General features: G+C 52.0%; 14 protein-coding genes. 4 read left to right on the forward strand and 10 right to left on the reverse strand.

The features are described 5' to 3' along the window. Window positions 1–81 precede the first annotated feature (81 nt). Window positions 82–3,756, forward strand: coding sequence for a DUF4922 domain-containing protein (locus PRU_RS15690; protein ID WP_013064740.1), 3,675 nt, complete (start codon window positions 82–84; stop codon window positions 3,754–3,756). 30 nt (window positions 3,757–3,786) lie between these two features. Next, the gene (locus PRU_RS08105; RefSeq protein ID WP_013065139.1) at window positions 3,787–5,055 is read left to right on the forward strand and encodes an MFS transporter; all 1,269 of its coding nucleotides are present in this window, start codon (window positions 3,787–3,789) and stop codon (window positions 5,053–5,055) included. A gap of 105 nt (window positions 5,056–5,160) precedes the next feature. On the opposite strand, the gene PRU_RS08110 is transcribed toward PRU_RS08105, so the two are convergent. Together PRU_RS08110 and PRU_RS08115 are read right to left on the reverse strand one after the other, a co-directional pair. Then, the gene (locus tag PRU_RS08110) at window positions 5,161–6,081 is read right to left on the reverse strand and encodes a serine O-acetyltransferase (RefSeq protein ID WP_013063536.1); all 921 of its coding nucleotides are present in this window, start codon (window positions 6,079–6,081) and stop codon (window positions 5,161–5,163) included. Between the two features lie 104 nt (window positions 6,082–6,185). Further along, window positions 6,186–7,112, reverse strand: coding sequence for a LysR family transcriptional regulator (locus tag PRU_RS08115; protein ID WP_013065646.1), 927 nt, complete (start codon window positions 7,110–7,112; stop codon window positions 6,186–6,188). A gap of 138 nt (window positions 7,113–7,250) precedes the next feature. Here PRU_RS08115 and PRU_RS08120 point away from each other — a divergent pair, with 138 nt between their 5' ends. Further along, window positions 7,251–7,967, forward strand: coding sequence for a 4Fe-4S binding protein (locus PRU_RS08120; RefSeq protein ID WP_013063642.1), 717 nt, complete (start codon window positions 7,251–7,253; stop codon window positions 7,965–7,967). 36 nt (window positions 7,968–8,003) lie between these two features. Here PRU_RS08120 and PRU_RS08125 read toward each other — a convergent pair whose 3' ends face one another. The 4 genes from PRU_RS08125 to PRU_RS08140 all read right to left on the reverse strand — a co-directional run bounded on the left by PRU_RS08125 (window position 8,004) and on the right by PRU_RS08140 (window position 17,892). After that, a complete protein-coding gene (locus PRU_RS08125; protein ID WP_013063966.1) occupies window positions 8,004–10,361 on the reverse strand; it encodes a beta-galactosidase in 2,358 nt (785 codons plus the stop codon). Window positions 10,362–10,448: 87 nt separating this feature from the next. Beyond that, entirely contained in the window at window positions 10,449–12,449 is a 2,001-nt protein-coding gene (locus PRU_RS08130) for a RagB/SusD family nutrient uptake outer membrane protein (RefSeq protein ID WP_013064300.1), read from the reverse strand. Between the two features lie 37 nt (window positions 12,450–12,486). After that, window positions 12,487–15,783, reverse strand: coding sequence for a SusC/RagA family TonB-linked outer membrane protein (locus tag PRU_RS08135; RefSeq protein ID WP_013065238.1), 3,297 nt, complete (start codon window positions 15,781–15,783; stop codon window positions 12,487–12,489). Between the two features lie 150 nt (window positions 15,784–15,933). Next, window positions 15,934–17,892, reverse strand: a complete 1,959-nt coding sequence (locus tag PRU_RS08140) for a rhamnogalacturonan lyase (protein WP_013064657.1) — start codon at window positions 17,890–17,892, stop codon at window positions 15,934–15,936. A 146-nt stretch (window positions 17,893–18,038) separates the two neighbouring features. On the opposite strand from PRU_RS08140, the gene PRU_RS08145 reads away from it, so the two are divergent. Further along, entirely contained in the window at window positions 18,039–22,253 is a 4,215-nt protein-coding gene (locus PRU_RS08145; protein ID WP_041385966.1) for a hybrid sensor histidine kinase/response regulator transcription factor, read from the forward strand. 36 nt (window positions 22,254–22,289) lie between these two features. Here PRU_RS08145 and PRU_RS08150 read toward each other — a convergent pair whose 3' ends face one another. The 4 genes from PRU_RS08150 to PRU_RS08165 all read right to left on the reverse strand — a co-directional run bounded on the left by PRU_RS08150 (window position 22,290) and on the right by PRU_RS08165 (window position 25,999). Beyond that, window positions 22,290–22,712 carry an N-acetylmuramoyl-L-alanine amidase gene (locus tag PRU_RS08150; protein ID WP_013063069.1) on the reverse strand — a complete coding sequence of 141 codons (423 nt, stop codon included), beginning with the start codon at window positions 22,710–22,712 and terminating at the stop codon, window positions 22,290–22,292. 691 nt (window positions 22,713–23,403) lie between these two features. After that, window positions 23,404–23,976, reverse strand: coding sequence for an HU family DNA-binding protein (locus tag PRU_RS15325; protein ID WP_013062994.1), 573 nt, complete (start codon window positions 23,974–23,976; stop codon window positions 23,404–23,406). Window positions 23,977–24,275: 299 nt separating this feature from the next. Further along, a complete protein-coding gene (locus PRU_RS08160; RefSeq protein ID WP_041385967.1) occupies window positions 24,276–24,500 on the reverse strand; it encodes a hypothetical protein in 225 nt (74 codons plus the stop codon). Between the two features lie 104 nt (window positions 24,501–24,604). Beyond that, window positions 24,605–25,999, reverse strand: a complete 1,395-nt coding sequence (locus PRU_RS08165) for a VapE domain-containing protein (RefSeq protein ID WP_013064983.1) — start codon at window positions 25,997–25,999, stop codon at window positions 24,605–24,607. Between the last annotated feature and the right edge of the window lie 102 nt (window positions 26,000–26,101).

Consider the following 26,101-nt stretch of genomic DNA (forward strand, 5'->3'; position numbering starts at 1 on the left):
GTAGAAAAATTTCCCTAATTTATTTGGTTTTCTCGGAAAATATTACGAATTTTGCGCTTTATAAATCACTAATTACACGTAATGAGAGAAAAAATTGACTGTTTTTTGCCTTGCAACGACCTTGAGACAGCGCGCGATGTGATAGCGCAAATCAAGGGTAGCAAGACTATTCAACATATCTGTTTGCTGGTAAACCAACCCCTTGAGGCCACAGACGAGGCCCTGAGCGATTGCGAGCAAATAGTAGTTAACGACCTGACAAGCAGCACAACCCTACAGGCTATTTCAGAACATGCCAAAGCTGATTACGCCCTGTTGCAGATTCGTCCACGACAGATACAGATGGCCAAAGGCACACTCGACCGCATGCTGCGTATCGCATCCGATTCGGATGCTGCCATGATCTACGCCGACCACAACGACCTGATTGATGGCAAGCTGCAGCCCCATCCTGTTATCGATTATCAGATAGGTAGTATCCGCGACGATTTCGATCTGGGCTCGCTCATCCTGGTTAAAACCAGTCTGCTGCACTGCTTTACCATGCAATGCAACGAGCACCCCTATCAGTATGCTGCTGTTTATGCCCTGCGCTTGTTCCTGAGTCGTAAAGGCCGTATCTTCCACATTAACGAGAAGCTTTATACCGAGCAGGAGACCGATACACGCGCCTCGGGCGAAAAGCAGTTCGACTATGTGAACCCACGCAATCGCGAAGTACAGATTGAGATGGAGCATGCTGCCACCGCCCACTTGGCTGCCATCGGCGCCAAAATCGACCCCACGTTCTATCGCCGCCCCGACTTTAACGAGCAGGAGTTTGATGTAGAAGCATCGGTGGTTATACCTGTTTACAATCGCGAAAAAACCATTTGCGATGCTGTTAACAGCGCGCTGAGCCAGAAAACCAAATTTAAGTATAATGTGATAGTGGTTGATAACCACTCTACCGATAAGACGACCGAGTTGCTGCGTGGTTTCCACGACGAGCGACTTATCCATATCATCCCCGAGCGTAACGATTTGGGTATTGGTGGCTGCTGGAACATGGCCATCCACGACGACCGTTGCGGACGTTTTGCCGTGCAGCTGGATAGCGACGACCTGTACTCGTCGCCCAAAACCCTGCAGCAGATTGTAGATACCTTCTACAAGCAGAATGCCGCCATGGTGATTGGTTCGTATCGCATGTGCGACTTCGACCTGAACACGCTGCCACCAGGACTCATCGACCACGCCGAGTGGACGGATGAGAACGGACCTAACAATGCTCTGCGTATCAATGGTCTGGGTGCGCCACGCGCCTTCTTCACCCCACTGCTGCGCCAGGTTGGATTCCCCAACACCTCGTATGGCGAGGACTATGCGTTGGGATTGATTTTCTCGCGCCACTACCGTATCGGTCGTATCTTCAGCGAACTTTATCTCTGTCGCCGCTGGGGTGGCAACAGCGATGCAGCCCTCTCTATCGAAAAGGTAAACGCCAACAACCTGTATAAGGACCAGTTGCGCTCGTTAGAGATTATGGCGCGCCAGCAGATGCTGCAGGGCAAGCAGGAAATGCTGAACGATTCGCCCCTGATGCGATTCTTCAACCGTCAGTTAGAGAAGTGGGATGATGCCCGTCGCCGCTATCACGACCTGCGCAACGTGAAGACCCGCGAGTTGTCGGTAGGCACTTCAACCATGAAGGTGCAGTATAACCCCGCCCGTATCGTATCAACAGGCGCTAAGATTGACAAGCAGACACTGGCCGAGCGCCCCTGTTTCCTGTGCGAGCAGAATCGCCCCAAGGAGCAGGTTAAGAAATCTATCGATGGACAGTTCGACCTGCTGGTCAACCCCTTCCCCATCCTGCCCATCCACTTTACCATTCCATCGGTAAAGCACGAGCCGCAGTTGATTCGTAATGCCTATGGCGAGATTCATAAGCTGCTTACCGAGTATCCACAGATGATGGTATTCTATAACGGACCAAAGTGCGGTGCTTCGGCTCCCGATCACGCCCACTTCCAGGGTGGCACATCAGGTGTATTACCCCTGCAGATGGCATGGGGCCGCTTGTCGCGCAGTCTGAAACCCATCCTGGAGCTGAATAACGAGGAGGGCATCTCGCTGATTGAGGAGTATCCCTGCCCCGCCCTGCTCATCCACAGCAAAACGCAATATGGCGACGAGCAGCTGTTCCGTCGTTTGTACGAGTCGCTGCCCATTAAAGAAGGCGAGCCCGAGCCAATGCTCAACATCGTAAGCTGGCGAAACGATGCCGATTACTACTCGGTGGTATTCCCCCGCGACAAACACCGTCCCGACTGCTACTACAAGGAGGGCTGCGAGCAATACATCATATCGCCAGGTGCTCTGGACATGGCAGGTTTCATCGTTACCCCACGTAAGGAGGATTTCGATCGCATTACCCCCGAGGTAGCCCTGGGCATACTTAACGAAGTATCGCTGCCAGCCGATGCGCTTCAACAGGTTATCGAACGCCTGAGAGCTACTCAAAATTCAATGGTCAATGGTCAATGTTCAATGAAAAAAGAGCCAAACGTTACCGTGGGTATCGTCAGTGGCGAAAAGATATCGTTCAGCCTTAACAAACCTTACATGGCTAAGGGCGAGGTGATTACCGGCGACCAGGTAGTTGAGTTTAGCGATGGCGGTATTCTGTGGCGTGGCACCCAGTATCGTAACCTGACATTTACCCCACAGACCGACGATGCCTCGTTCTCGCTCAACGATGTGACTATCGGCGTTAACTTCCACTGGGAGCGCAAGGAAACCCAGACCTTCGAGGGTACCCTGCGCATTGTGGTTGAGGCCGATAAGATTGTGGCCATCAACGAGTTGCCGGTCGAGAAGTATCTTACCAGCGTGATATCAAGTGAAATGAGCAGCACCTCGAGTGTTGAGTTCCTCAAGGCCCACGCCGTTATCTCGCGTTCGTGGCTGCTGGCACAGATTGAGAAACGCAAACAGCACGAAAGCGGTGGCGACAATTTCTTCTCGTTTACTAAGAGTGACCAGGAGTTTATCCGCTGGTACGACCGCGAGGATCATACCATCTTTGATGTATGTGCCGACGATCACTGCCAGCGTTACCAAGGCATCACCCGCGCCAACAACACCCATGTTGAGGAGGCTATCAGCCAGACTCGCGGTCAGGTGCTGATGTATGGCGACGAGATTTGCGACGCCCGTTTCTCAAAGTGCTGTGGTGGTCAGACCGAGGAGTTCCAATACTGCTGGGAAGATACCCCTAAGCCATATCTCGTTTCGTTCCACGATCCTTACTGCAACACCAGCGATAAGCACATCCTTTCGCAGGTACTCAACGATTTCGATCAGGAAACCCCCGATTTCTATCGTTGGACGGTAAGCTACACCCAGCAGGAACTGTCGGAGTTGGTAAACCGCAAACTCAAGATCGACTTTGGTACCATTACCGACCTCATCCCCGTTGAGCGTGGCAAGAGCGACCGTATCTGGAAACTCAAGATTGTTGGTACCAAAAAGACCCTCACCATCGGTAAGGAGTTGGAAATCCGCCGTGCCCTGAGCGAGAGCCACCTCTACTCATCAGCCTTTGATGTTGAGAAAGATGGCGATAAGTTTGTGCTTAAAGGCAAGGGCTGGGGCCATGGTGTTGGCTTGTGCCAGATAGGTGCCGCTGTGATGGGCGAGCAAGGTCATCCTTACGATGATATCCTGCTGTTCTACTATCGCGGTGCCCAAATCAAGCGCCTCTACGATTAAAAATATTTCATGTTTAATGTTTAATGTTTCATGAACAATAAGAATCCTTGGGCCTGGGTGCCCACCCTTTACTTTGCCGAGGGCGTTCCCTACGTAGCTGTGATGACCATCTCGGTTATCATCTACAAGCGCCTTGGTTTGTCGAATACCGACATCACGCTCTACACCTCGTGGCTCTATCTGCCTTGGGTTATCAAGCCCCTTTGGAGCCCGTTTGTAGACATGTTACGAACCAAACGCTGGTGGATACTCAGTATGCAGATACTGATAGCTGCAGCCCTGGCAGGTGTGGCTTTTACCATCCCGGGACCGTTTTGGCTGCAAGGCTCGCTCAGCTTTTTCTGGCTGTTGGCCTTTAGCAGTGCCACCCACGATATTGCTGCCGACGGCTTTTATATGTTAGGACTGGAGCAGCACGAGCAGGCCTATTTTGTGGGCATCCGTTCCACGTTCTATCGCATAGCCACCATTTTCTCGTCGGGCTTGCTGGTAGGCTTGGCAGGTGTGTTGCAGGTGCTCACCCGTAGCATCAGCTATGCCTGGAGCCTGGTGTTCTATCTCATAGCCGGTCTGTTTATCGCCTTGTGGCTCTATCATAGCTGGGCACTGCCCCGCCCCAGCGAGGACACCCATCGCATACAGAAAACCGCTGCCGATATCATCACCGAGTTCTGGAACACACTCGTAACCTTCTTCCAGAAACCACAGGTATGGGTAGGCATCTGCTTTATGCTGTTCTATCGTATGCCTGAGGGACTGCTGGCAAAGGTATCGGCTCTGTTCCTGGTTGATAAGATGGCCAATGGCGGTCTGGGCCTGAGTGATGTAGAGTTTGGTATGGTTCAGGGTACCGTAGGTGTTATCGGCCTTACCTTAGGTGGCATTTTAGGTGGTATCGCCGCCAGCCGCGACGGACTTAAACGTTGGCTGTGGCCTATGGTGATGGCTATCACCATTCCCGATTTGGTATACGTATATCTTTCGTGCGCCCTGCCATCCAGTCTGCTTATCATCAACATCTGTATCTTCTTAGAGCAGTTTGGTTATGGTTTTGGTTTCTCGGCCTATATGCTATACCTTATATATTATAGTCAGGGCGAGCACAAAACAGCCCACTATGCACTGTGTACCGCTTTCATGGCCCTGTCGATGATGATACCAGGATTGTTTGCCGGTGCCCTGCAAGAGGCTGTGGGCTATCGTGCATTCTTCGTGATCGTCGTGGTTTGCTGCGTGATGACCTACATCGTTGCCAGCTTACTGAAGATCGATCCCGAGTTCGGAAAGAAAAAAGAGTAATTTTTAGGCACGGATTACACGGCTTTAATTATATTAAAACACGGCTTTAGCATCGCAACTAAGGCCGTGTTTCTTTGTAAAAGAGCCGTGTAATCCGTGCCAAATTTAAATTCCAGCTCCGTCTTGGAAAGCTACATCCACTGCTTTACTCTGCTGAATGCGCGAGTAAGGCGGCACGCTATGCGTTACCCAGATGTTACCACCAATCACGGAGTCGTGACCGATGGTGATACGACCTAAGATTGAGGCATTGGAATAAACCGTCACATGGTCTTCCAGGATGGGGTGACGGGGGATGTTCAACATGTTACCATTCTCATCGTACTTAAAGCTCTTGGCACCCAGTGTTACACCCTGATACAGTGTTACGTGGTTACCAATGATGGCCGTTTCGCCTATTACCACACCCGTTCCATGGTCGATGGCAAAGTACTCGCCAATCGTAGCTCCTGGGTGTATGTCGATACCCGTTTTGCTGTGTGCCTGCTCGGTGATGATACGTGGAATGACGGGCACCTGCAGCTCGTGCAACTTATGTGCTATGCGGTAGTGCGTCATCGTGTTCATTGATGGGTAGCAGAAGATTACCTCGCCAAAGTTAGGTGCAGCAGGGTCGTTATCAAACATCGCCTGTATGTCGGTATAAAGCAGTCGTTTAATCTCGGGCAATGCATCAATAAATGCAAGTGCTTTCTCTTCGGCTATGCCATAAACCTGTGCCTTGGTACTGTTAGCCTCGCAGTCCTCGCAGAACTGTAGTCCGTGTGCAATCTGCTTGGTAAGCAGTGTTGTCAACTCCTCCATCCACACACCTATATGATAGGCGCGGATAGCCTCGTCGGGCTGTCGCTTTTCAAAATAATCAGGAAAGATAATGCTCTTTACCAGCGTTACGATACGCTTCACCATCTCTACCGATGGCAGCGGTGCCACCGTGGCTGGCATCATACCCAACTCTCTTTCCGATTGCTTCGACAGCAGCGCCACATTCCTGCGCAATGTCTCGTTTATCTTTGTTTTGTCCATACTTACAACGTTAAAGTTCGGGGGCAAAGGTACGAATAAGTGAGCGAAATACAAAATAAATCGACAAATATTTTTATTTCCGAGCGAAAGTACACTCTTATCTACTACAATCTGATTCCGTACTTAGCTATCCGCTCCTCCATCATTCCTTCGGGCATGAATCGGAGGAGCGTTTTTGTGATGGTATTCAGCATGGCCTGGCGGATGTAGTCCTCGCGGATGTAGAGCGATACACGGCGCTGCGACAGATAATCGCCCTCGATGCGGCGCACATTCTCGCGCTGTGCATCAGAAAGGAACGGCAGGTGCATCTCAGGGATAATGGTAAAACCGCCATTCTCGTCAACAATGCGTATCAGGGTATCGATACTGCCAGCCTCGTACACCCTGCGGCCCTTGGTGCGCGCCTTGCAAAAGCTGAAAGCACTATCGCGCAGGCACTGGGCATCGCGCATAATCCACATTTGTTCGTGCTCCAGATTCTCGGGATGGAACACGGGCAGCTTGCGCCAACAATCGGCCGAGAGATACACCATAAACCGCTCGGTATAAAGCGGTATCTCGAGTATGCCCGGGTGTGCATGTCCGCCAGTGGCGATAGCACCATCGATATGTCCCTGCTGCAATTCGGCCTGAATGGCATCGCCCTTAAGCTCGATGATGGAAAGTCGCACCTGCGGATAATCCTCGGTATAAAAACGGATAAACTTGGGCAGGATATAAGGCGCGATGCTGGACACAACGCACAGGCGCAGATCGCCAGCCACGTCGCCCTTGTCTTCGCTCACCAGCTCGTTGATTCGCTCGGCCTCAGCGATGGTACGCTCGGCCTGACGGATAATTTTCTCGCCGGCAATCGCGGGCGTAACACTCTTGTTGCTACGCTCAAAAATGCGCACGTCGAGTTCGTCTTCCAACTTTACCAACATGGCACTCAGGGTGGGTTGCGAAATGCCTAAGGCGTCGGCAGCCTTGGCAAAACTGCGGTAGCGATCGATGGCTACAATGTACTTAAGTTGCTGTAATGTCATACGTTCCTGATATTTATAATAGATTACATCGATGCAAAGATAGATAAAATAATTCGTATATCTATCAAAATATGCGTAATTTTGCACCGTGAAATAATAAAAATGGTAAAAAGGTAACTATTTAATAAGGTAAAAAGTATGGCTAAAAATTTTCATCGACACTTTAAAACGCCAGGTAAGCCACTCTACTGGATTATCATCGCCTACATCCTGCTGGGATGGTTTTTCCCAGTGATTGGTCTGGTGGCAATCATCTGCATGATTGGTCCGGTGCTATTCAGTATCTGGAAAGGACGATGGTGGTGCGGCAATGTTTGTCCGCGCGGCAATCTGTACAGCCGACTGCTGTCGAAGTATTCCCCCCACCGCGAGATACCTAAGTTTGTACGCACCTTCGGGTTCCGATTGTTTATGGTGTTCTTTATCTTCACCATGTTTGGCATACAGCTGAGCTTTGTGCCCTGGAGCGAGGGCGGACTGCCCATGTGGGCTGGCATCGGTAAGGTGTTCTGGACCATCATTGTGGTAACCACCATCGTGGGTGTGGCGCTGGCATTCATCTATGCCCCACGCACCTGGTGTACATTCTGCCCCATGGGAACCATCTCGAACTGGGTATCGCCCAAGCACGCACCACTGCCCAAGGCATTTACTAATGTACACGTATCGAGTGCCTGCCAGATGAAGTGTAAGAGCTGTGCCCGCGTATGCCCCATGCAACTCACCCCGTACGACTCACGCGGTCAGGAATCGGGCTATCTGGATGCCGACTGCATTAAGTGCGGCAAGTGCACCCTGGCCTGCCCCACGAAGATTATGAGCATGAAACATGAAACATTAAAGATTAAACATTAAACATTAATACCAACACAATTTTTTATATATAGCCCACTAAAACTTGATATCGAACTTATATTCGGGGATTATTTCTACGTTCTGGATATCTACCACAGGGCCGTGTTCGAAATTGGGCACGGCCTTTTTGGGCAGATCGCCTAAGAAGGGAGCGTTGGCACGCAGCGGACGGAAATAAAACGTCAATGGATCGGTCTTAAGATCATCGGCATAGCGTTTCAAGCCAATCGTCCAGGGCTCGCCATGATAGAACTCATCCTGCACCAGCTGGCCCTTCATAAAGGCCATAGCCACATCGCCAACATAGTGGATGCGGAGGAAAAACTCTGACGCCTCTCCCCCTGCCCCTCTCCAAGTAGAGAGGGGAGTTTTTACTGATACCGACATGCGGCGGGGACCTGCTTTTGTTACCTCGAACTGGGGCGTAACAGGTGCTACGCTAGCTGCCAGAGCCTTAAAGCCCTGCTTGCTGGGATAAACCACATAGCTTACCTGATGGTTACCAAGGCTTAGCAGCGTGGCGCCATTGGCTGCAGGCAGCACGGTGGCATCGGTAATCAGCAGTTTGCCGTTTACCTTGAGTGCGTTCAGCGCCTGCTGGCGGGTAAGCGTGGTTACCTTGATGGTGCGACCAGAAGCCGTTTTTAAGGCAAAAGTACTCTTAAAACCTGCAACAGGCTTAAAAAAATGCTTTCCCTTTACGGTGGTGGCATCAAACAGATATTCGGTAGCCATACCATCGGGCGCAAAGAAAAAATAATGCTCGGCATCACCATCCTTCAGCTTTGTAAGCAGCTGTGCGGTGGCGTATTTCAGCAACGCACCATCCATATCGAGATTGAAAGGCAGGATAACACTCTGATCCTTGCCAAGCGTAAAACCTCCCTGAGCGGGAATGTTTAATGTTTCATGTTTCATGTTTAATCTAACCTGCAGGTTAGTCTGATCGTGGCGCAGGGTGTCGTGGTCCTGAAAGTTAACCATAAACAGGAATCCGCTACCATCCTTGATGCGGGCGGCATAGCGCAGATGGTCGCGATTGTCGGGTGTCATCTGCTGCCAATCGGCAGGCAGAACGGGCTCCATAGGCGCCAAAACATCGCCGAAATCGGCCAGGAAAGTGTGCAGCAGTCGCAAGTTACGATACATCTTACCCTCGAGTCCGAACTCACCGATAGGTGCCTGAAAATCGTAGCTAATCTTGGGCATACCCATGGGCTCATCGTTAAACGAACCCACCCCACCTATCTGCTTGGGCGTGCTACCACCATGATACATGTAATAGCCAATGCCATTGCTACCGCTACCCAAGGTGCGCACCATCAGGCCCTCGGCTGCCTGAGCCGTTACTATCGGACGGGCGCCATAAATCATCTGGATACCAGCACCCATCTCGGCACAGAACGAGGGGTAATCGGCAGGGTTATAACGTGTAGGCGCATAATCGGCCTCCTTGGTTAAATCCTTAAACATCAGGAATTTCGACATATGAGGCTTAGCCCAGAAGGGATAGGTATAGGCCGCTGTAACGGGGATGGCCTCGCCCTCGATAACAGCCGCATTACCCCACCCTGTGGCGGTGTAGAAAGGCACATCGATACCAGCCTCAACAGCCATCTTTTTAAGCAGCTGCATGTGCAGGTTACCCATCTCGGCACCAGTAGCCTTACGCGCCTGGTTGCCCACACCAATCATGGCCTCGCCGGCATTGTAGCTGGCAGCCGTGTTATCCTTGGGTTCGCCGGCATAGGTAATGGCCCAAGGGGCAGCCGAATGCTGCATCTCGTTCTCAACCTGACAGCCGATAATCGGGCCACCATCCTTGTAATACAGGCCTTGCAACTGCTTGCCAATCTCGGTATAGAGTCGCTTAACGATTTTCAGGTATTCGGGATCGTTACTACGCACCTCAAGAGGTTTGGCAAACAGCCAATCGGGGAAACCGCCACTACGAATCTCGCCATGGCAGAACGGACCGATACGCACAATCACAGCCATATTGTGCTTTTTACAAAGCTCGATAAAGCGGCGCAGATTGCGCTGACCGTCCCAACGGAACTGGCCCTCAACCTCCTCGTGCAGGCTCCAGAACACATAGGTAGGGATAACAGTTACACCACCCGCCTTCATCTTCAAGATTTCCTCCTCCCACTGCTCGGCCGGGTAGCGACTGTAGTGGAACTCGCCCATCACGGGGATAACAGGCTTGCCTGCCATCGACATATAAAAACTGTTTACATCGATACGCTCGCCCAGCGGGTTTACGCCACCCATGCGCAGGTGGTTACTACGTATAAGCTTAGGCTGTGCTGGCTCGTTAAGCTGGTACACCTGCTGTGCCTGTACCGCGGCACAGAACCCCAACGCTAACATCACGAATATCTGTCGTTTCATACATCTGTTTTTTAATTCGGCTACAAAAATACAAAATCCCCCGCCAAATGACGAGGGATTTGAAAGAATTATTATAAAAATAATGTATTACTGCAATGCAGGGGCATCGGTCTCGGTGGGCCAGTATGGGTTCTGGTACATCGGACTCTGATCGATGCTGGCGTGGTCGGCTGCTGTGAGCAGGAACTGACGCAGAGGCAATGGCTGCAGATAGTAGGCCATACGCCATGTCAATCCCTTAGCATAGCTATTGTTGGTCATGTTAACCACGTGTGGGCAGTGGTACTCGCTGATGCTCTTCTGCGATACGTTCGAGCTGCTCGAGCCATCGGCCACGAGGTCGTTATACCACTTCTCCATCGGTGTGTTCCATAGGTGGATACCCTCGGCATAAACAGGCTTCTTGATCAGCTGCTCGTAGGCGCGCCAGCGCTTCAGGTCCATGTCGCGCAAGCCCTCGGCCAGGAACTCACAGCTGCGCTCACGACGGATGTTGTAGAGTGTAGCATCGGTGAGCAGCTCGCCAGCGGTGTAAGCACCCCAGTCGAGTGTCTCCTTGGTCATGTCGGTAGCAGCGATGGTCACCTGAGGATCGATGGCAGCACCGGTGAATCCGGCAGCCTCGCGCACCTTCTTCCAGTACTCCAGAATCTTGCCCGAGTTGATGTTCTTGGTGAGCATATACTCAGCCTCGATGTAGTTGAGCAGAGCCTCGGTGGCACGGAAGATAACACAAGCGTTGTAGCTACCGCCATTGGCAGTGAGCGAACGGTCGAAAGTCATACCCTTGCGGATAGCGTAACCAGTGATGTAACCATCCTCGGCATTAGCGTTGGTGATGTTTGGTGTAGGCTCTGTCTGAGTCCAGTGTGTACCGGCATCGTCGGTCACGTTCTTAAAGCAGTTCACCTGTCCGGGAACCTTCAGCATCACCTGCAGGCGTGGGTCGCGGTTCTCAACCACCTTGGCAATCTCTGAATCGTCGTAGGTATAGGCCGAAGCGTAGATAGGCTTACCATCAGCCATCACATAGCGCTCCACCAGCGAACGGGTCACGCCTGTGCCGATGTTTCCCTTCTCAACAGCCACCTCGATATCGTTGTTCAGGCCCAGCGACTTGCTGTACTCGCGCCACAGCAGAATCTCGCTCTTGCCAGCGCAGTTGGTAGTGCCCCACAACTCGAGGTAAGGATTGCTCTCGCCCTCGGCCTGAGGAACCACGCCGTTGTTGATAGTCAGGCTGTTCTTATACTTCTCGGCCACCTCCTCGGCTGCTGCTGCAGCAGTCTCGAAGAAATACTTAGCCTCGTTCTCGATCGAACCAGTGGGGAACTGGTAGCCAGGATTCTTGGCAGCACCGGGCCATCCTGCACCATTGGGCACGAATGGAGTGCCGGCAAAGTTGGTGAGCCATGAACCCATGTAGAGGGCCACGCGGCTCTTGAACAGCTTGGCAGCGTCGGCCGAGATGCGGGTGTGGCGCTTCTCAAAGTCGGGTTTCATGTAAGTGATGGCTGTATCCAGGTTGTTCACGATGAAACGAGCCACCTCGTTACAAGGCTGACGATGGCTGGCAGCCACGAGCACTGCCTCGTTATCGGGCAGAGCCTCGGTCAGGATAGGCAGGTCGCCATACTTCTTCAGCATGTCGAAGTAAGCATAGGCACGGAAGAAATAAATCTCGCCCACATACTGACGGATGTTGGTCTCGTTGCCGCTGATGGCATTCTGGGCCAACTTAGCCTTGAGCTCAGCCAGCTGATAGTTCACGTTGCGGATGTTACCCCACGACCAGTCGCCCTCGCTCTGGGCGGTGTGCCACAGATTGGCCGAGAATTTGACGCTTGGTGTGCGGGCTGCCTGAACGTCGGTATTGTTATCGTTAGTGTAGGTTCCGTAGTCCCAACCGCCATGACCAGGCATGATGTCCTGATAAAAACGGTTTGCTACAGCCTGCACCTGATCCTCGCTGGTGTAGAAATTCTCTGGTGTCAGCGATGATGGTGGCTCCTGCTCCAGATAGTCGGTACATGAAGTAACGCCAGCTGCGAGAGCCAATGCTATGAATGATGATTTATAGAGTTTCATAATTTCCTAATCTTTTTTTTTACGTGAATGTTTACCATTAGAATGATACGTTAAGACCGAATGCAAATGTCTTCTGCAAAGGATAGCCGTTGTTCTGATCAACCGAGTTCGACATCAGTTCAGGATCGAACTGGTGAGGCATCTTGGTGATAGTAAACAGGTTCTCGGCCGAAACAAATACACGCAGGTTGCTGATGCCCCAAGGCTGAGTGATCTGGCGTGGCAGGGTGTAACCCAGCTGCAGGTTCTTCAGGCGAACATAAGCACCATTCATCAGGTAGCGTGTCTGGGCCTGCTCGTTCTTGTCGCTGAACTGTACGCGGGGCAACCAGGCATCCTGGTTAGCCTGCTGGTAACCGTTCTGTACCGACCAGGTGTTGGCATCGCGATAGTAGTCCTGAACATCGGTGATACCTACGCTCCACCACTCCCATGAGTTGGTGGTACCGAACAGATACTCCAGACCGCCGCCCCATGAGCCGCCAATCCACCAGTCGCGCTTCATCACGCCCTGGAAGAAGGCGCTGATATCAAAGCCCTTGTAAGCTGCATTCAGGTTCAAACCAACCAGGTAGCGAGGTGTTGAGTTACCAATCACCTTCAGGTCGCCGTGGTCGGCCAGTGTCTGAGCGCCGCGCGAAATCTTGTTATCGCCGTTCAGGTCGCGGTACATAATGTCACCGGCAGCCCAGTTGCTGCCCAGTGAGCTCTGATCGGCTGTTGCCAGGTGAGCGTTCATCTCCTCGTCGCTCTTAGCGATACCGATGGTCTCGAAGCCCCAGATTTCGTTCATGTAACGACCCTCGATATAGTTGTTAATCGAACCGGTGGGGTTGTTAGGATAACGGGTAATCTTGGTGCGGGCGTCAGAGATGTTGAAGGTAACACCGTAAGACAGACCGTTCTTGAGCACGTCGCGCCAGCTGATCTGCAACTCCCAACCAGCAGTGCGCAAGTCAGTATTGTTGGTCACGGGCACACCAGTACCCAGGATGGCAGGCAGCTCAGGAGCGTTACCAACCATATCCTTGGTGTTACGGATATAGTAATCGAAAGTACCAGTCAGTCGGTTGTTGAAAGCACCGAAGTCGAGACCCAGGTCGTAGCTCTCCACCTTCTCCCATGTCAGCAGGGCCGAAACCAGTCCAGGAGCGCTGGTGGTGTTAGGCTTAGCGCCATTCTGCAACCATGAACCAGCCACCGAGTTGTAGGCGATGGTCTGATAGGTCTGATACCAGTTGTTGATGTTCTGGTTACCCAGCGAACCATAAGAAGCACGCAGCTTCAGGGTGTTGACAGTACCGGCCAGATTCTCCCAGAACTTCTCGCGGGCGATGTTCCAACCCAGTGATACTGAGGGGAATAGCTTCCACATCTTGTCGCTACGGAAACGTGAGGTACCATCGTAACGCAGGTTAGCCTCGAACAGGTACTTCTCGTCGTAGTTGTAGTTCACACGACCGAAGAAACCGGCTGTCTGCCACTGGTTGCGCGAACCGTTCACATCAGGAACGATAGCCTCGCCCGAGTAGCTCAGACCGTTGGTCAGGTCAACCTCCGACTTAGTAGGATCCAGGATACCGTTGCGCTGCAGGCCGAACTGAGTGCGCTTGAGCTGCTCGGTCTGGAAACCGCCCATCACGTGGAAGTTGTGCTTCTCGGCCAGCGACCAAGTGTATTCGGTGTAGGCCTGGAAGTTCAGGTAGTTATCCTTATACTCATCCTCGTGAACATTCGAGTTCTGGTTGTAGATGATAGCCTCGCCAGCCACGTTGTGGTTGTAGGTGCGCTGGCTATCCCAGTGGCGGATAGAGTTATCTATTTTGTAGTTGAAATCGATATGGGTGATCCAGTTCTTGATAGGCTCGATCACGAAACCAAGCTGGTGGTTGAGCACGTCGCGCTCCTTACGATCCACACCACCTGTTGCCAAACCCAGAGCTGGTGATGGTGATGAGTACAGATAGCCGTTGCGATCGTAGAGAGGCAGCATAGGCCAACCCTGACGGGCCATATCGTTATACAGGCTGCTGGTGAGGGCAGCTGGACGATGATAGTTGGTGCGGGCAAAACGCATGTTGTAGTTCATGCGAATCCACTTGGCCAGCTCGATGTTCATCTTGGCGGTACCGTTGTAGCGCTTGTAACCATCGCTACCCATGTTCATGAAACCGCCCTGGTCCAGATAACCGATTGAGGCATAGAAGTTAAGCTTGTCGGAACCGCCGTTCACGCTGGCGTTGTGCTCCTGCGAGAAGGCTGAGTTGCGGTAAACCACGTCGTACCAGTCCACATCGTCGATACCGTAACCGTAACCGTCGTCCCAGGTCACACCGTTCTGCGAACCGATAGCGTAAACCAGCTTGCCATCGGCTGTGCGACGGGTGCCAGGACCTACTGGGGTGGCATCGTGATACTCCTTGATGGCTGCCATGCGCTCGGCATCGAAGAATACCGACTGACCCTGATTGGTCTTGGCATCGTTCAACCACGAAGCATAGTCAACCGAGTTCATCATGTGCTTGCCACGAATCAGGTTGCTGAAACGGAAACTGTTGTTATAGTTCACCTTCACCTTGCTGTCCTTGCCACCGTTCTTAGTGGTAATCAGGATCACACCGAAAGGTGCACGGCTACCATAGATTGATGATGCAGCAGCATCCTTCAGAACCGAGATGCTCTGGATATCCTGTGGGTTGATGGTGTTCAGGTCGCCCTCCATACCGTCGATCAGGATCAGAGGCGAACCGCTTGAACCCTCACCGATAGTGGCGGTACCACGAACGTTGATGCTGGGTGATGCATCGAGCGAACCGCTGGTTGATGCAATCTGCAGTCCAGGAACAACACCCTGCAAGGCCTGAGCGGCATTTGCTACGGGGCGCTGAGCCAGCTCGTCGCCATCAACAACAGAAACGGCACCCGTCAGATTCACCTTCTTCTGAGTACCGAAACCTACTACTACCACCTCCTGGAGAGCCTTTGAATCCTCCAAAAGGGTTACCTTTACATGCTGACCAGCGACCTTGATAACCTGAGTCTTGTAGCCGATGTAGCTAATCTCGAGTTCATCACCACGCTGGGCATCGATGGTAAAGTTACCATCATAATCGCTAATGGCGCCTTTCTGGCTACCCTTAACTTTGATGGTGGCACCAATAATGGCTTCGCCAGTCTGGTCAACCACAACACCTTTAACACTTGCAGTTTGCTGAATACCAGTCACTCCACCATACGCCATCACATAGTTTACAGGCGCACCAGCTAAGAGCAACGCAGCCAAGGCCGATGTTAAACACACGCGCCTTGTTGACAATTGATTCATCTTGTACATTTTAATTTTTTGATGAGTTAGTTAATTATTATTGTTAGTAAACAATCTTTCCAAAATTTTTTCAGGGCACAAAATTAAGTAATTTTTCCGATTTAATGCAAAATTACACCAGAAAAATCACTCAAATTGTTATAATATGTAAAAATAACCCTATTTCAGGAATGGCTGGACGGTCTCATCGGGTCCGAGGTAGAATCCTGGCTCCGATGGCTGGTTGTAGCCCACGTTCTGAGCAGCGGTCGAAAGGCGGTAGGGGATGTCCTCCATCAGGCAGTTGATACGATAGGCTGTAGGGATGGGCGACACAAAGATGCGCAGCTCGCTGCTGTCGGGGGTGCGGGCTATCACCTCCTCGCGCCAATCGCCTAATATATCGGCCGACAGGCATGGATTCGACTTGGTCCAGTTGTTGAACACCACGCCTTCGAACTTGGTTACGTCTGCAATAGTATGGTTCTGCCAATCGTACTTGCTCACGGTTTCGTGGTCGAGCAGTTCGCGCAGCAGGTCGCCATCCCACCAGATGCCGAAGTTTACCGACAGGTGGCGGCCACCCAGCTTCAGGTGCTGCTTGTGCTGCGGGTCGTCAGGATCTTCGGCGGTGTAAAGCACCTCGCCCTTCATGTTACGGATGCCATGACTATCGGTACTCCACATCTCCAAGCCAGGATTGGTGGGGTCGATATCAGCCGCCATGCAGCGACCCACATCATTGGCTGATGGTATCTTAAAAATCACCTCGCCTGTACGGGCATTACGGAAATCGCTGCCATCGCGGCGGTTCTCGTGGCAGTCCCACACCTGCAGTTCGGTGCTCTTCGGGTCGAAAGCCATCAGGTGCAGCGCATCGCCATGGCCCATGCCGGTATTATACAATCCACGGCCATCGTGATCTACCGCCATCGAGCCGTAGGTAATCTCGTCGCAACCGTCGCCATCCACATCAGCCACACGCAGGTTGTGGTTACCCTGTCCCGCATAGCTGTGCAGGGGTTTGCCATCCTTGCCAACACCCTCGTTATTGGTGTCGAACACCCAGTGCTGCTTCAGTTCGTGGCCGTCCCAATCCCAGGCAGCCAGCACGGTACGGGTGTAATAACCGCGACAGAAGATGGCCGAGGCATGCTTGCCATCCAGATAGCCCACGGCAGCCAGCATACGGTCGGAACGGTTGGCATAGTTATCGCCCCAGTCGCTCAGGTTACCACGTGCAGGCACGTAGGGTTTGGTAGCCAAAGCCTTACCCGTTAAACCATCAAACACGGTGATATATTCGTTGCCGGTTAATATACGCCCTGTTTTAGGGCGCCCCTGCTTATTATACTTAACCCACTCGCCTTCGGGCTTGGGATTCTCGGCATCGGCAGGCGCACGGTGGCGGTAGTCGGCATTGGCATCGCCAATCACACGCCCCACTCCATCGCGGGTACCATCACTGGTACGCACCATCAGCTCGGCACGTCCGTCGCCATCCAAATCATAAAATATAAAAGGTGTATAGTGGGCGCCGCTACGGATGTTGATACCCAAATCGATACGCCACAGCAGCGTACCATCCAGTCGGTAGCAGTCCAACAGCGTGGAGCCGGTATAGCCATCGTGGGCATTATCGTGGGCATTGGTTGGGTCCCACTTCAGCAGTATCTCGTATTGTCCGTCGGCATCCACATCGCCCACACTGGCATCGTTGGCCGTATAGCCGAACGTACGTCCGTCGGGTGTTACGCCATCGGCAGGCTTCTGCAGTTTGATGGGCAGATAGCCATCGGGGGCATCTGCACGCAACTGGTAGCAGCCGTTCTTGCCGCCACCACGCACCTCGTAGGTAGCATCGGCAGTCAACGGCGCTTCGTCAACAAAAAAAGTACCACCCTGTCGCAAGGGCTTAGAATTCAGCTTTTGTCCGTTGCGGTACACATCAAAGGGTTGACCTACGGCATCGCTGGTAAGGGTGCGCCAGCTTACCATCACCTGATTTCCACTACGGATGGCTACCACGCCACGGTCTAATTGTTCGCGGTTGATATGCTGCATGTCATAACGCGGCTGGGCCTGCAGCATGGTGGCGCCCAACAGCATGAGTACGGTTGTTAGTGTATTCCTTTTCATCGTTAAATCATGTTTTTTCTGCAAATTTACACCATATTTATAATATGCGCTCGACTTTTTATACGAAAATCTGTAGATTTGTACGTTTTACATGCACGTATCTCGGAAATAATCGTTAATTTTGCGCCAAATAACGACTAACAACGATGAACTTCAAACAAACCCTCATACTGTGCCTGCTCAGCATCAGTAGCATGCTATCGGCACAAAACAAGATTCTAACCAACAGCCGCCATATCAGTTCGGCCGATGGCCTGCCAAGCAATCAGATATTCGACATGACACAGGATGCCGACGGCTATATCTGGATGGCCGCCGCCAACGGCTTGTGCCGATACGATGGCTACCACTTCTACAACATCTATAACCTGGGGCCCGAAAGCGACCCTATCCATGGCGTGGTGGGCTACGTGTTCCCCGACGACGATAAGCGCCACCTGTGGATGCGCACCAGTACCTACGTGTATTGCTGTTACGATCTGCATGCAGGCTGCTTTATCGACTTTACCAACAAAGGCGACCATGCCCGCACCTATCGCAGATTTATACGTGGCAAGCAGGGTGTGGTATGGATGTTCGACGATGAGAGCGGTGTGCGCCGCGTAAAGGGTAATACCGACGGCCCCGTGAACTGTACCGACTATACCAAGGCTAATGGCGGACTGCCCATCAACCACGTGAACGACGCTTTCGAAGATACACAGGCCCGCCTGTGGGCCATGACCTCATCGGGCATCACCATCATTGATGCCAAAGGCAAGGCGCGCACCATTGCCAAGGGCATCTTCTTCCGTCGCGGCATACAGATTGGCCGACAGATGCTGGCACTGACCAACACTGGACTGGTTTACACCTTCGATGAGCAGGGTCGCGAATTGCGACGCATACCCATCGCTGCCGACGTGAACAATATCAATATGGTAACCGCCAGTTTCCAGTGGCACGGTTGCTGGATGATTATGACCAACAACCAGACGATTATGGTTAACCCCAAACAGGGCACTGCAGCTGCCACCGAGCAGTATCACGTGCGTAGCGGTGCCGTGATGGAAGGATTGACCAACGACGATAACTACTTTGTGAGCAACAGCACAGGTATACTGTACGTGTTCCCCGCCCAGGGCGACATGCGCGTGCTGAACCTGATGCAGGGCGTGAAATCAACCGTTGAACGTTTCCGTCGTTATAATATTAAGAAAGGTGCCGACGGCCAGTACTACATTGCCAGCTATGGTAACGGTCTGTTTGTGTACGACATCCAAAACGACCGCCTGCAGCACTATTCGGCCACATCGCCATGGGCTATCGTAGGCAACAGCTATCTGAACAACATCCTCATCGACCGCAGTGGCTGCATCTGGCTGAGCGAGGAGTCAACAGGACTCACCTGTATTCTGCCTCCCGACAAGACCAACGCCGACTATTTCTACCCGCAACCCAACCGTAAGGGCGATTGGAGTAATTTTGTGCGTATGGTAACCTACACGGGTGGCAACCGCGTACTGCTGAGCACGCGCGACAACATGCTGTACGAGCTGAACCCCACCTCGTGGCAAAGCGCCACAGCCACCACGCTGCCTGCTGCTGTTTACGCTTATTACAAGGACAGTCATGGCCACCAGTGGATGGGCACTCGCGGTGGCGGATTGTACATCGATGGTAAGCCCATCGAATTCCCATCCAGTCAGATATACGATATTACCGAAGACCCATTAGGCCGATTGTGGATTGCCACCTGGGGCGACGGACTGTTTGTGGTGCGCCTGGAGGCCGACGGACTGCTGAACATCACACATCTGATGAAGCGCTCGTACAACGAGAGTCTGATACGTATCATACGCGCCGACAACCGTCACCACTACTGGCTGGCCACCAACAACGGCGTGTATCATATCGATATGCTGAAGAAAACGCTGACCGACGACGATTTCATCAGTCATAACATCCAGCACGGCGACTTCCCCTTCGACGAGATCTCATGTCTGATGCCCGACTCGGCTGGCAACATCTGGGTAGGCGGTCGTGGTGGTGGCTTGCAGAAGTGCCGCTACCAGGATGGCAAGTTCAGTATCCAGCAGGGCTACACCACCCACGATGGTTTGATTACCAACAATATCCTGAGCGTAACCTCCGACCGTCAAGGCAACGTGTGGGCAGGTACCGACAACGGCATTACCTGTATCCGCAAGGATGGCAAGGTAAACTCGTATCAATTCGGTCATACACTCGAGAGCAACATCTATAGCGAGAACAGTACTGCTATGCTGCCCGATGGACGACTGCTGTTTGGTACAGCCTACGGTATGATGATTCTGGAACCAGAGCGACTGAATGCCAGCACACCCGAGAAGGCTGGTCGACCCATCATCACCATGGTGAGCATTGATGGTGTGGCACGTTACCTTACCACCAGCGACCGCCGATTGGTACTGAGTCACGACCAGAACTCTATCGAATTAGGATTCTCGAACCTCGACTATGCCGGCATCGCCTCTACCCAATACCGCTATTATATGGAGGGATTGGAACACGACTGGCGACAGCTTACCAGCGACAACAGTGCCCGCTACAACGGGTTGCCACCAGGCACCTACCAGTTCCACCTGAGTTCGCTGAACAAGAACAACCAGTGGAGCGAGGAGTATGTGTTTACGGTGATTATCCGTCAGCCTTGGTACAACACCTGGTGGGCTTGGCTCATCTACCTGTTTATTATTGGCATACTGTGCTGGTACTTCTACCGCTCATGGCGACGTAACTTCGAACTCGACCAGCAGATACGTGTGGAGAAAGAGCTTACCACCTTCCGTTTGAACTTCTTTACCCACATCGCCCACGAGTTCCGCACACCATTGGCCATCATCAGCGGTGCCGCCGACAAGCTCACCCAGAAGGGTAACGATACACAGGTATCGCGTTCGGCCGTGCAGACGGTGCGCCGAGGCACGCTGCGACTTACCAAACTAGTTAACCAGCTGATGGAGTTCCGACGTATCAACACAGGTAACCAGCGTTTGGCTGTGGTTGAGGACGACATCATCAAACTGGCACGTACTACCTGCGACGAGTTCCGCGAGGTGGCAGCCCGCAAGGATCAGTCGCTCACCTTTACCCCATTCGCCCATCAGCACCGACTGACGTTCGACCCGCACTTGATCGAGACCATTCTCTACAACCTGCTCTCGAATGCTATCAAATACACCCCACAAGGTGGCAGCATCAGTCTGAAGGCCAAGCTTTCCGACGATCAGCAGCAACTGCAACTGATAGTAGAGGATAGTGGTCCTGGCATCAGCGAGCTGCAGATACCACAGCTCTACCAGCCCTTTATGCACGGCTACGTATCGCAAGGTGGTATGGGCATCGGATTGTACACCGCCTATCAGTCGGCTCTGCTCCACAAGGGACGTTTAGCCTACGAGCGCATTGCTGCCGAAGGTGGCTCGCGTTTCATCGTTACCATCCCCGCCACTGCTGATGTTTATAGTGCCGACGACTATGCCGGCAGTACCGCCGTGAACACCCAGTACGAGCCCGAGCCTACGCCCGACCATATCCGTGAGCTGGCCCCCGTGGCCTTTAACGAGAACTATACCGTGGCTATCATCGAGGACGATCCCGACATGCTCGACCAGATTCGTGAGAGTGTGGGTCGCTATTTCCGTACCATCAGTTACACCGAGGGAAAGAAGGCGCTGAGCGATATCGGCGAGCAGCAGCCAAGTCTGATTCTGTGCGATGTGATGCTGCCCGATGTAAACGGCTTTGAGATTGTGCGCCAGCTGCGTGCCAATGAGGCTACACGCAACACACCGATGATTATGCTTACCGCACTGGATGGCGACGACCAGCTGCTGCGTGGATACAAGGCCGGCGCCGACGACTATATGGTAAAGCCATGCAACTTTGAACTGCTGGTACTGCGCATTACCCAGCTGATTCAGTGGTACGGCCGCTTACATCAGAATGCACAATCGCCAATGGTCAATGGTCAATCTTCAATGGTCAATGTCAATGCCCCCATCATCACCGACGAGGCCGACCAGCGTTTCCGTGAAAAGATGGAAACCATCGTGGCTCAGCGCTTAGGCGATGCCGACTTTAATGTAGATACCCTCGCCTCGCTGCTAAAAATGGGTCGCACCAAGTTCTATGGTAAGATGAAGGAGTTTACAGGCATGTCGCCCAATAGCTATCTGCAGAACGAACGATTGAAGCGTGCCGCCGAACTGCTTATCGAGGGCGATCTGAACGTTACCGAAGTAAGCTACAAAGTTGGTTTCCAATCGCCCACCTACTTCTACAAGTGCTTCAAAGAAAAGTACGGTGTTCCCCCCAGCAAATTCGGGAAAAGCAAATAACATTCCCCTCCTTGAACTGACCAAGGAGGGGAATTTTTAAGGCTGCAGATCAGCGTACTCTTTTGTAACACTCTCGATACACGGGCAGGCCTTCATCGGGTTCAGGTCGTGGTGACCTACGATCACCGCCTTGGGGTAACGACTGTGCAACTCGGTTAACAGCTGTCGCAAGGCTGCTTTCTGTTCCGGTGTGCGGGTGTCGGCTGGCAGATCCAGACAGTTCAAACCGCCCTCGTAGCACACCCCGATAGAGTACTTATTGTGGTTCTTGCAGTGTGCCCCAACCATCCATTCCGGCCTACCCTGCTCTATCTGTCCGTTACGACGCACCACGTAATGGTAGCCAATGCCGAGCTTAAAGCCTCGCTGGCGATGCCAGGTATCTATCTGGGCAACCGAGGATGTCTGGTTGGTTCGCACTGCCGAACAATGAATCACGATGAGGGTTATCGTCCGCATGACTGCACAGCAATAGTTCCCAGAACTGTTGTAATCACTGTTGCCACAAATCGCAACACCTTAGCTACTCTATTCCAATTTACTTTTACCATAAAATCTACTTTTTAATACGTTAATAATCTTTTTCACAACCACCCAACCCTCCTTCATCCTAAGGAGTTTTTCCATCACCCCCTAGCCCCCTCTTCATAAGATGGAGTCTCGACTCTTTTCCCCACCCCTTTCCCTATCCCAGGAAAAGGGGCTTAACCGCTCCTCCTGTCGCTCTTTCATTAAGGTACGCTCAGGGCATCAAAGCCCTGGCGTGTTTTTCCTTAATGGGGGCCAGCCCCCAAACCCCTGTTCGAAAACATTCTTGCGTCCCTTCGGTAGCAAGCGAGCAGAGCTCGTAACCGCACTTCGTGCTTCATGTTTACTCACTACGTTCGAAAACATTCCGCACGAGGAGGTCTTTAGAGGAATGCAAATTCTTTGAATCGATATTGAGTCTCAGATTGCCCTCTGGCAATCTGAGCAACGAAATACGAGAAGCTGTTTGAGCGGAGCGAGTTCTTCGAGTGATTTGAAGAATTTGTGTTCCGGCCTCCGAGCTCAGGACGTTTTCGCACTCTTTCTTTTGCTTCGGTTTTCTTTCTGGTGACAGAAAGAAAATGAAGGAAGGGGGTTGCAGGGGGCTTCCCCCTGCTATGGCTTAGTCACCAATTGGTTCAGTACCGCCACCTGAGGTATTACCGCCACCACCTGTGTTACCACCATTGCTTGGTGTGCTACCACCACCGGTAGAAGGTGAGTCATTCTCCGGCTCTGGGCGCAGCGAGGTGTCGTGAGTCTCCTCAAACACCACATCCTTCAACAAGGTCTTGGCATTCACATACTTCTGAACCACCTTACCGTTCTTCTCTGCAGAACCGGTTACGATACGCTCCACCTCGGGCTGGAACAGCACACGACGAGAGGTGATGGTGCTCGCAGTACAATTGTTGGCGTCGGACACACCGATACTCGAGAATCCTACCTTGAAGATGCCGATACCTGACAGACGAATCTTCTGTCCCATCTCCAGGAAGTGCTTCATAGCAGCTCCCAGCTCGTCGAGAGCCGCCTTGATGTCGCTACGCTTCAGCGTGGCCTGTGTCTGGATAAAGTCGGCAATCTCGTCGGTCTCGATAAACTTCTGGTCGTACACTGGCTGTGCGTAGTACTTCAGATAACTCTTCGCATTGTGAGAGTTCATGTTCTGTGTCTTGATAAATTTCTGTGACATAATGATTAATGTTTAATGTTTAATGTTTAATGTAAAATGGTTATGGTTTATGGTTCGTGAGCGGGGGTGATGTTGGGGTGGATGCTGACGTTTCTACAGCTCGAAGCTCAGTCACTTTGCGGTCGAAGATGAGTTACTTTCCCCTCCTAAACTATCGTCGGAACAACGCGTAGTTGACTTCGGAACGGGCAGAAGATAACGTTCGGACCACCCAAAACTATCATGGATCACTTGCCTTACCGAGTACAAAGATACAACATTCTGAAATACTACTGGCGCACTATGGCGCACTCGGGCGCTCACGGCTTAACTTTTATGATTTTTCTCTTAGGTAGGTCGATATCAAGCTCTTTGCTCAGATATTTTACGGCCCATGGCGGTAACAGTCGCGCTTTAGGACCAACGCCCATGGCAGTGAGCGCAGGCTGATGCAAACTAATCCAACGAGTAAAAGTACGTCGTGGAGCACCCACCATAGCTCGTAGCTCCTTCTTATAGTACGATCTTACTTCTAATTCTTCCATAATGTTTAATATTTAATTTTTAATGTATGACACATTTGACAGATTAATTTATAAAAGTTACGTGCGTACCGTGTAGGTGCGTGCGCGGTACGCGCGAGGCATTCCTAAAACAATGCGTCAAATGTGTCAAAAATGGTTTCGCCGCTTATCACCGATACCTCGTCCTCTGGCTTGGCTTCCTGGGCCATCAGGGTTCTGTTCAGGTCGATATCGGCACCACTATACGCCACCACGTTATAGCCACGCTCACCACGTGAGCGCACACTTACAAAGCCCATGGCCTTCATGGCACGCCCCAGCTTGTTGGGTGTCAATCGGTGTATCAGCAAGCCGCCAATGGTTTGCATAATCTCCGAGGCACTCACAAACACGCACGGTTCGTTCTTAGCAGGCACACGATAGAACTTGCTTACCAGTTCGCGCTCGGGTTTCGACACCTCGAACCGTTTGTTATGCAGCTGCACAACATCCATTTCCTTTTTCTCAAACCAGTAGTGGAACCCCTGCAGATACAGAGCATAGGCCTGGGCAAAGATCTCTTCGTGATGGATAGGATACTCGTAGGGCGAACGGATACTCTCCACCTCGAACGGTAACCAGCGGCGTGTACCCGTGTCGTCGTCGATAAACTGCAGGTTGTTACTGGTACCACAGTAGCTGGCTATGTGTACACGCCGTTCCGAATTGTGCGCATACGGTTTGCGGGCATCGGTAGCTTTTGTGGTCACAGCCCATTTCAGCCTACTCATTGCCTCTGTCTTCAGCGCATCTATCTCATCCAGACAAATCAGTCCGAACGATGATAGTTTCAGCACCTCGTCCTTATCCATCTTACCGAAAGTAGAAGTAGAGTGGAAATAGGCCGACAGTTCGGGAGGTATCAGACTCTCAAGCCAACGGGTTTTGTAGATACCCTGTTCGCCTACCAGCACCAGCACCTCCTCGTTCACCACTTTCTCCTCCAGCCACCCTGCCACCACACCCACCAACCATTTGCGCAAACAGGCGTAAAACAGCAGTTGCTCGTCAGTACCGCCCTTTACTTGTACATCCATCGCCAGCGAGAATATGGGGTTAGTCGTCTCGTCCCACGGCGGCAGTCGGGCCAGATAGGCTTTCAGCGGATTATACAACGGCACAAAATCAGAGTCGATAACCTGCCAGATTTTCTTGGGATTCACATCCTTTTGTTTCGACAGCATACTGCACAGCGAGTTCACCACCCTGTCGCTAATCTCGAACCATTGGCCAGGCAATCGCCATTCTTCCAATGGCGTTTTGCCCGTGGGATATTTAATCCCCATGGCCGCATACTCGCTGATTTCGGGCACTCGGAATTCGTCCTTACCCGTTATCACATTGTGACGCAGGTAGAGCGTGCTCATCAGGAAGTTTTGTATATCCTCCTCGGTGGCACGCACCTCGCGCCAGTTCTTTTTGTGAAAAGCGTCCCCTTGGGCCGAGCGTTGCTTATGCTCCTTTTGTTCGTTCTTAGTCATCTTTTTTCTGTTTATGATTGAAACACGTCACAAAGTTACTGATAATTTCAGCAACCATCACAAAATTAACAAACAGAAACGTTACTTAAAATGATGTTAAAA

This window comes from Xylanibacter ruminicola 23 (assembly GCF_000025925.1).
In the GTDB taxonomy this organism is placed as follows: Bacteria; Bacteroidota; Bacteroidia; order Bacteroidales; family Bacteroidaceae; genus Prevotella; species Prevotella ruminicola.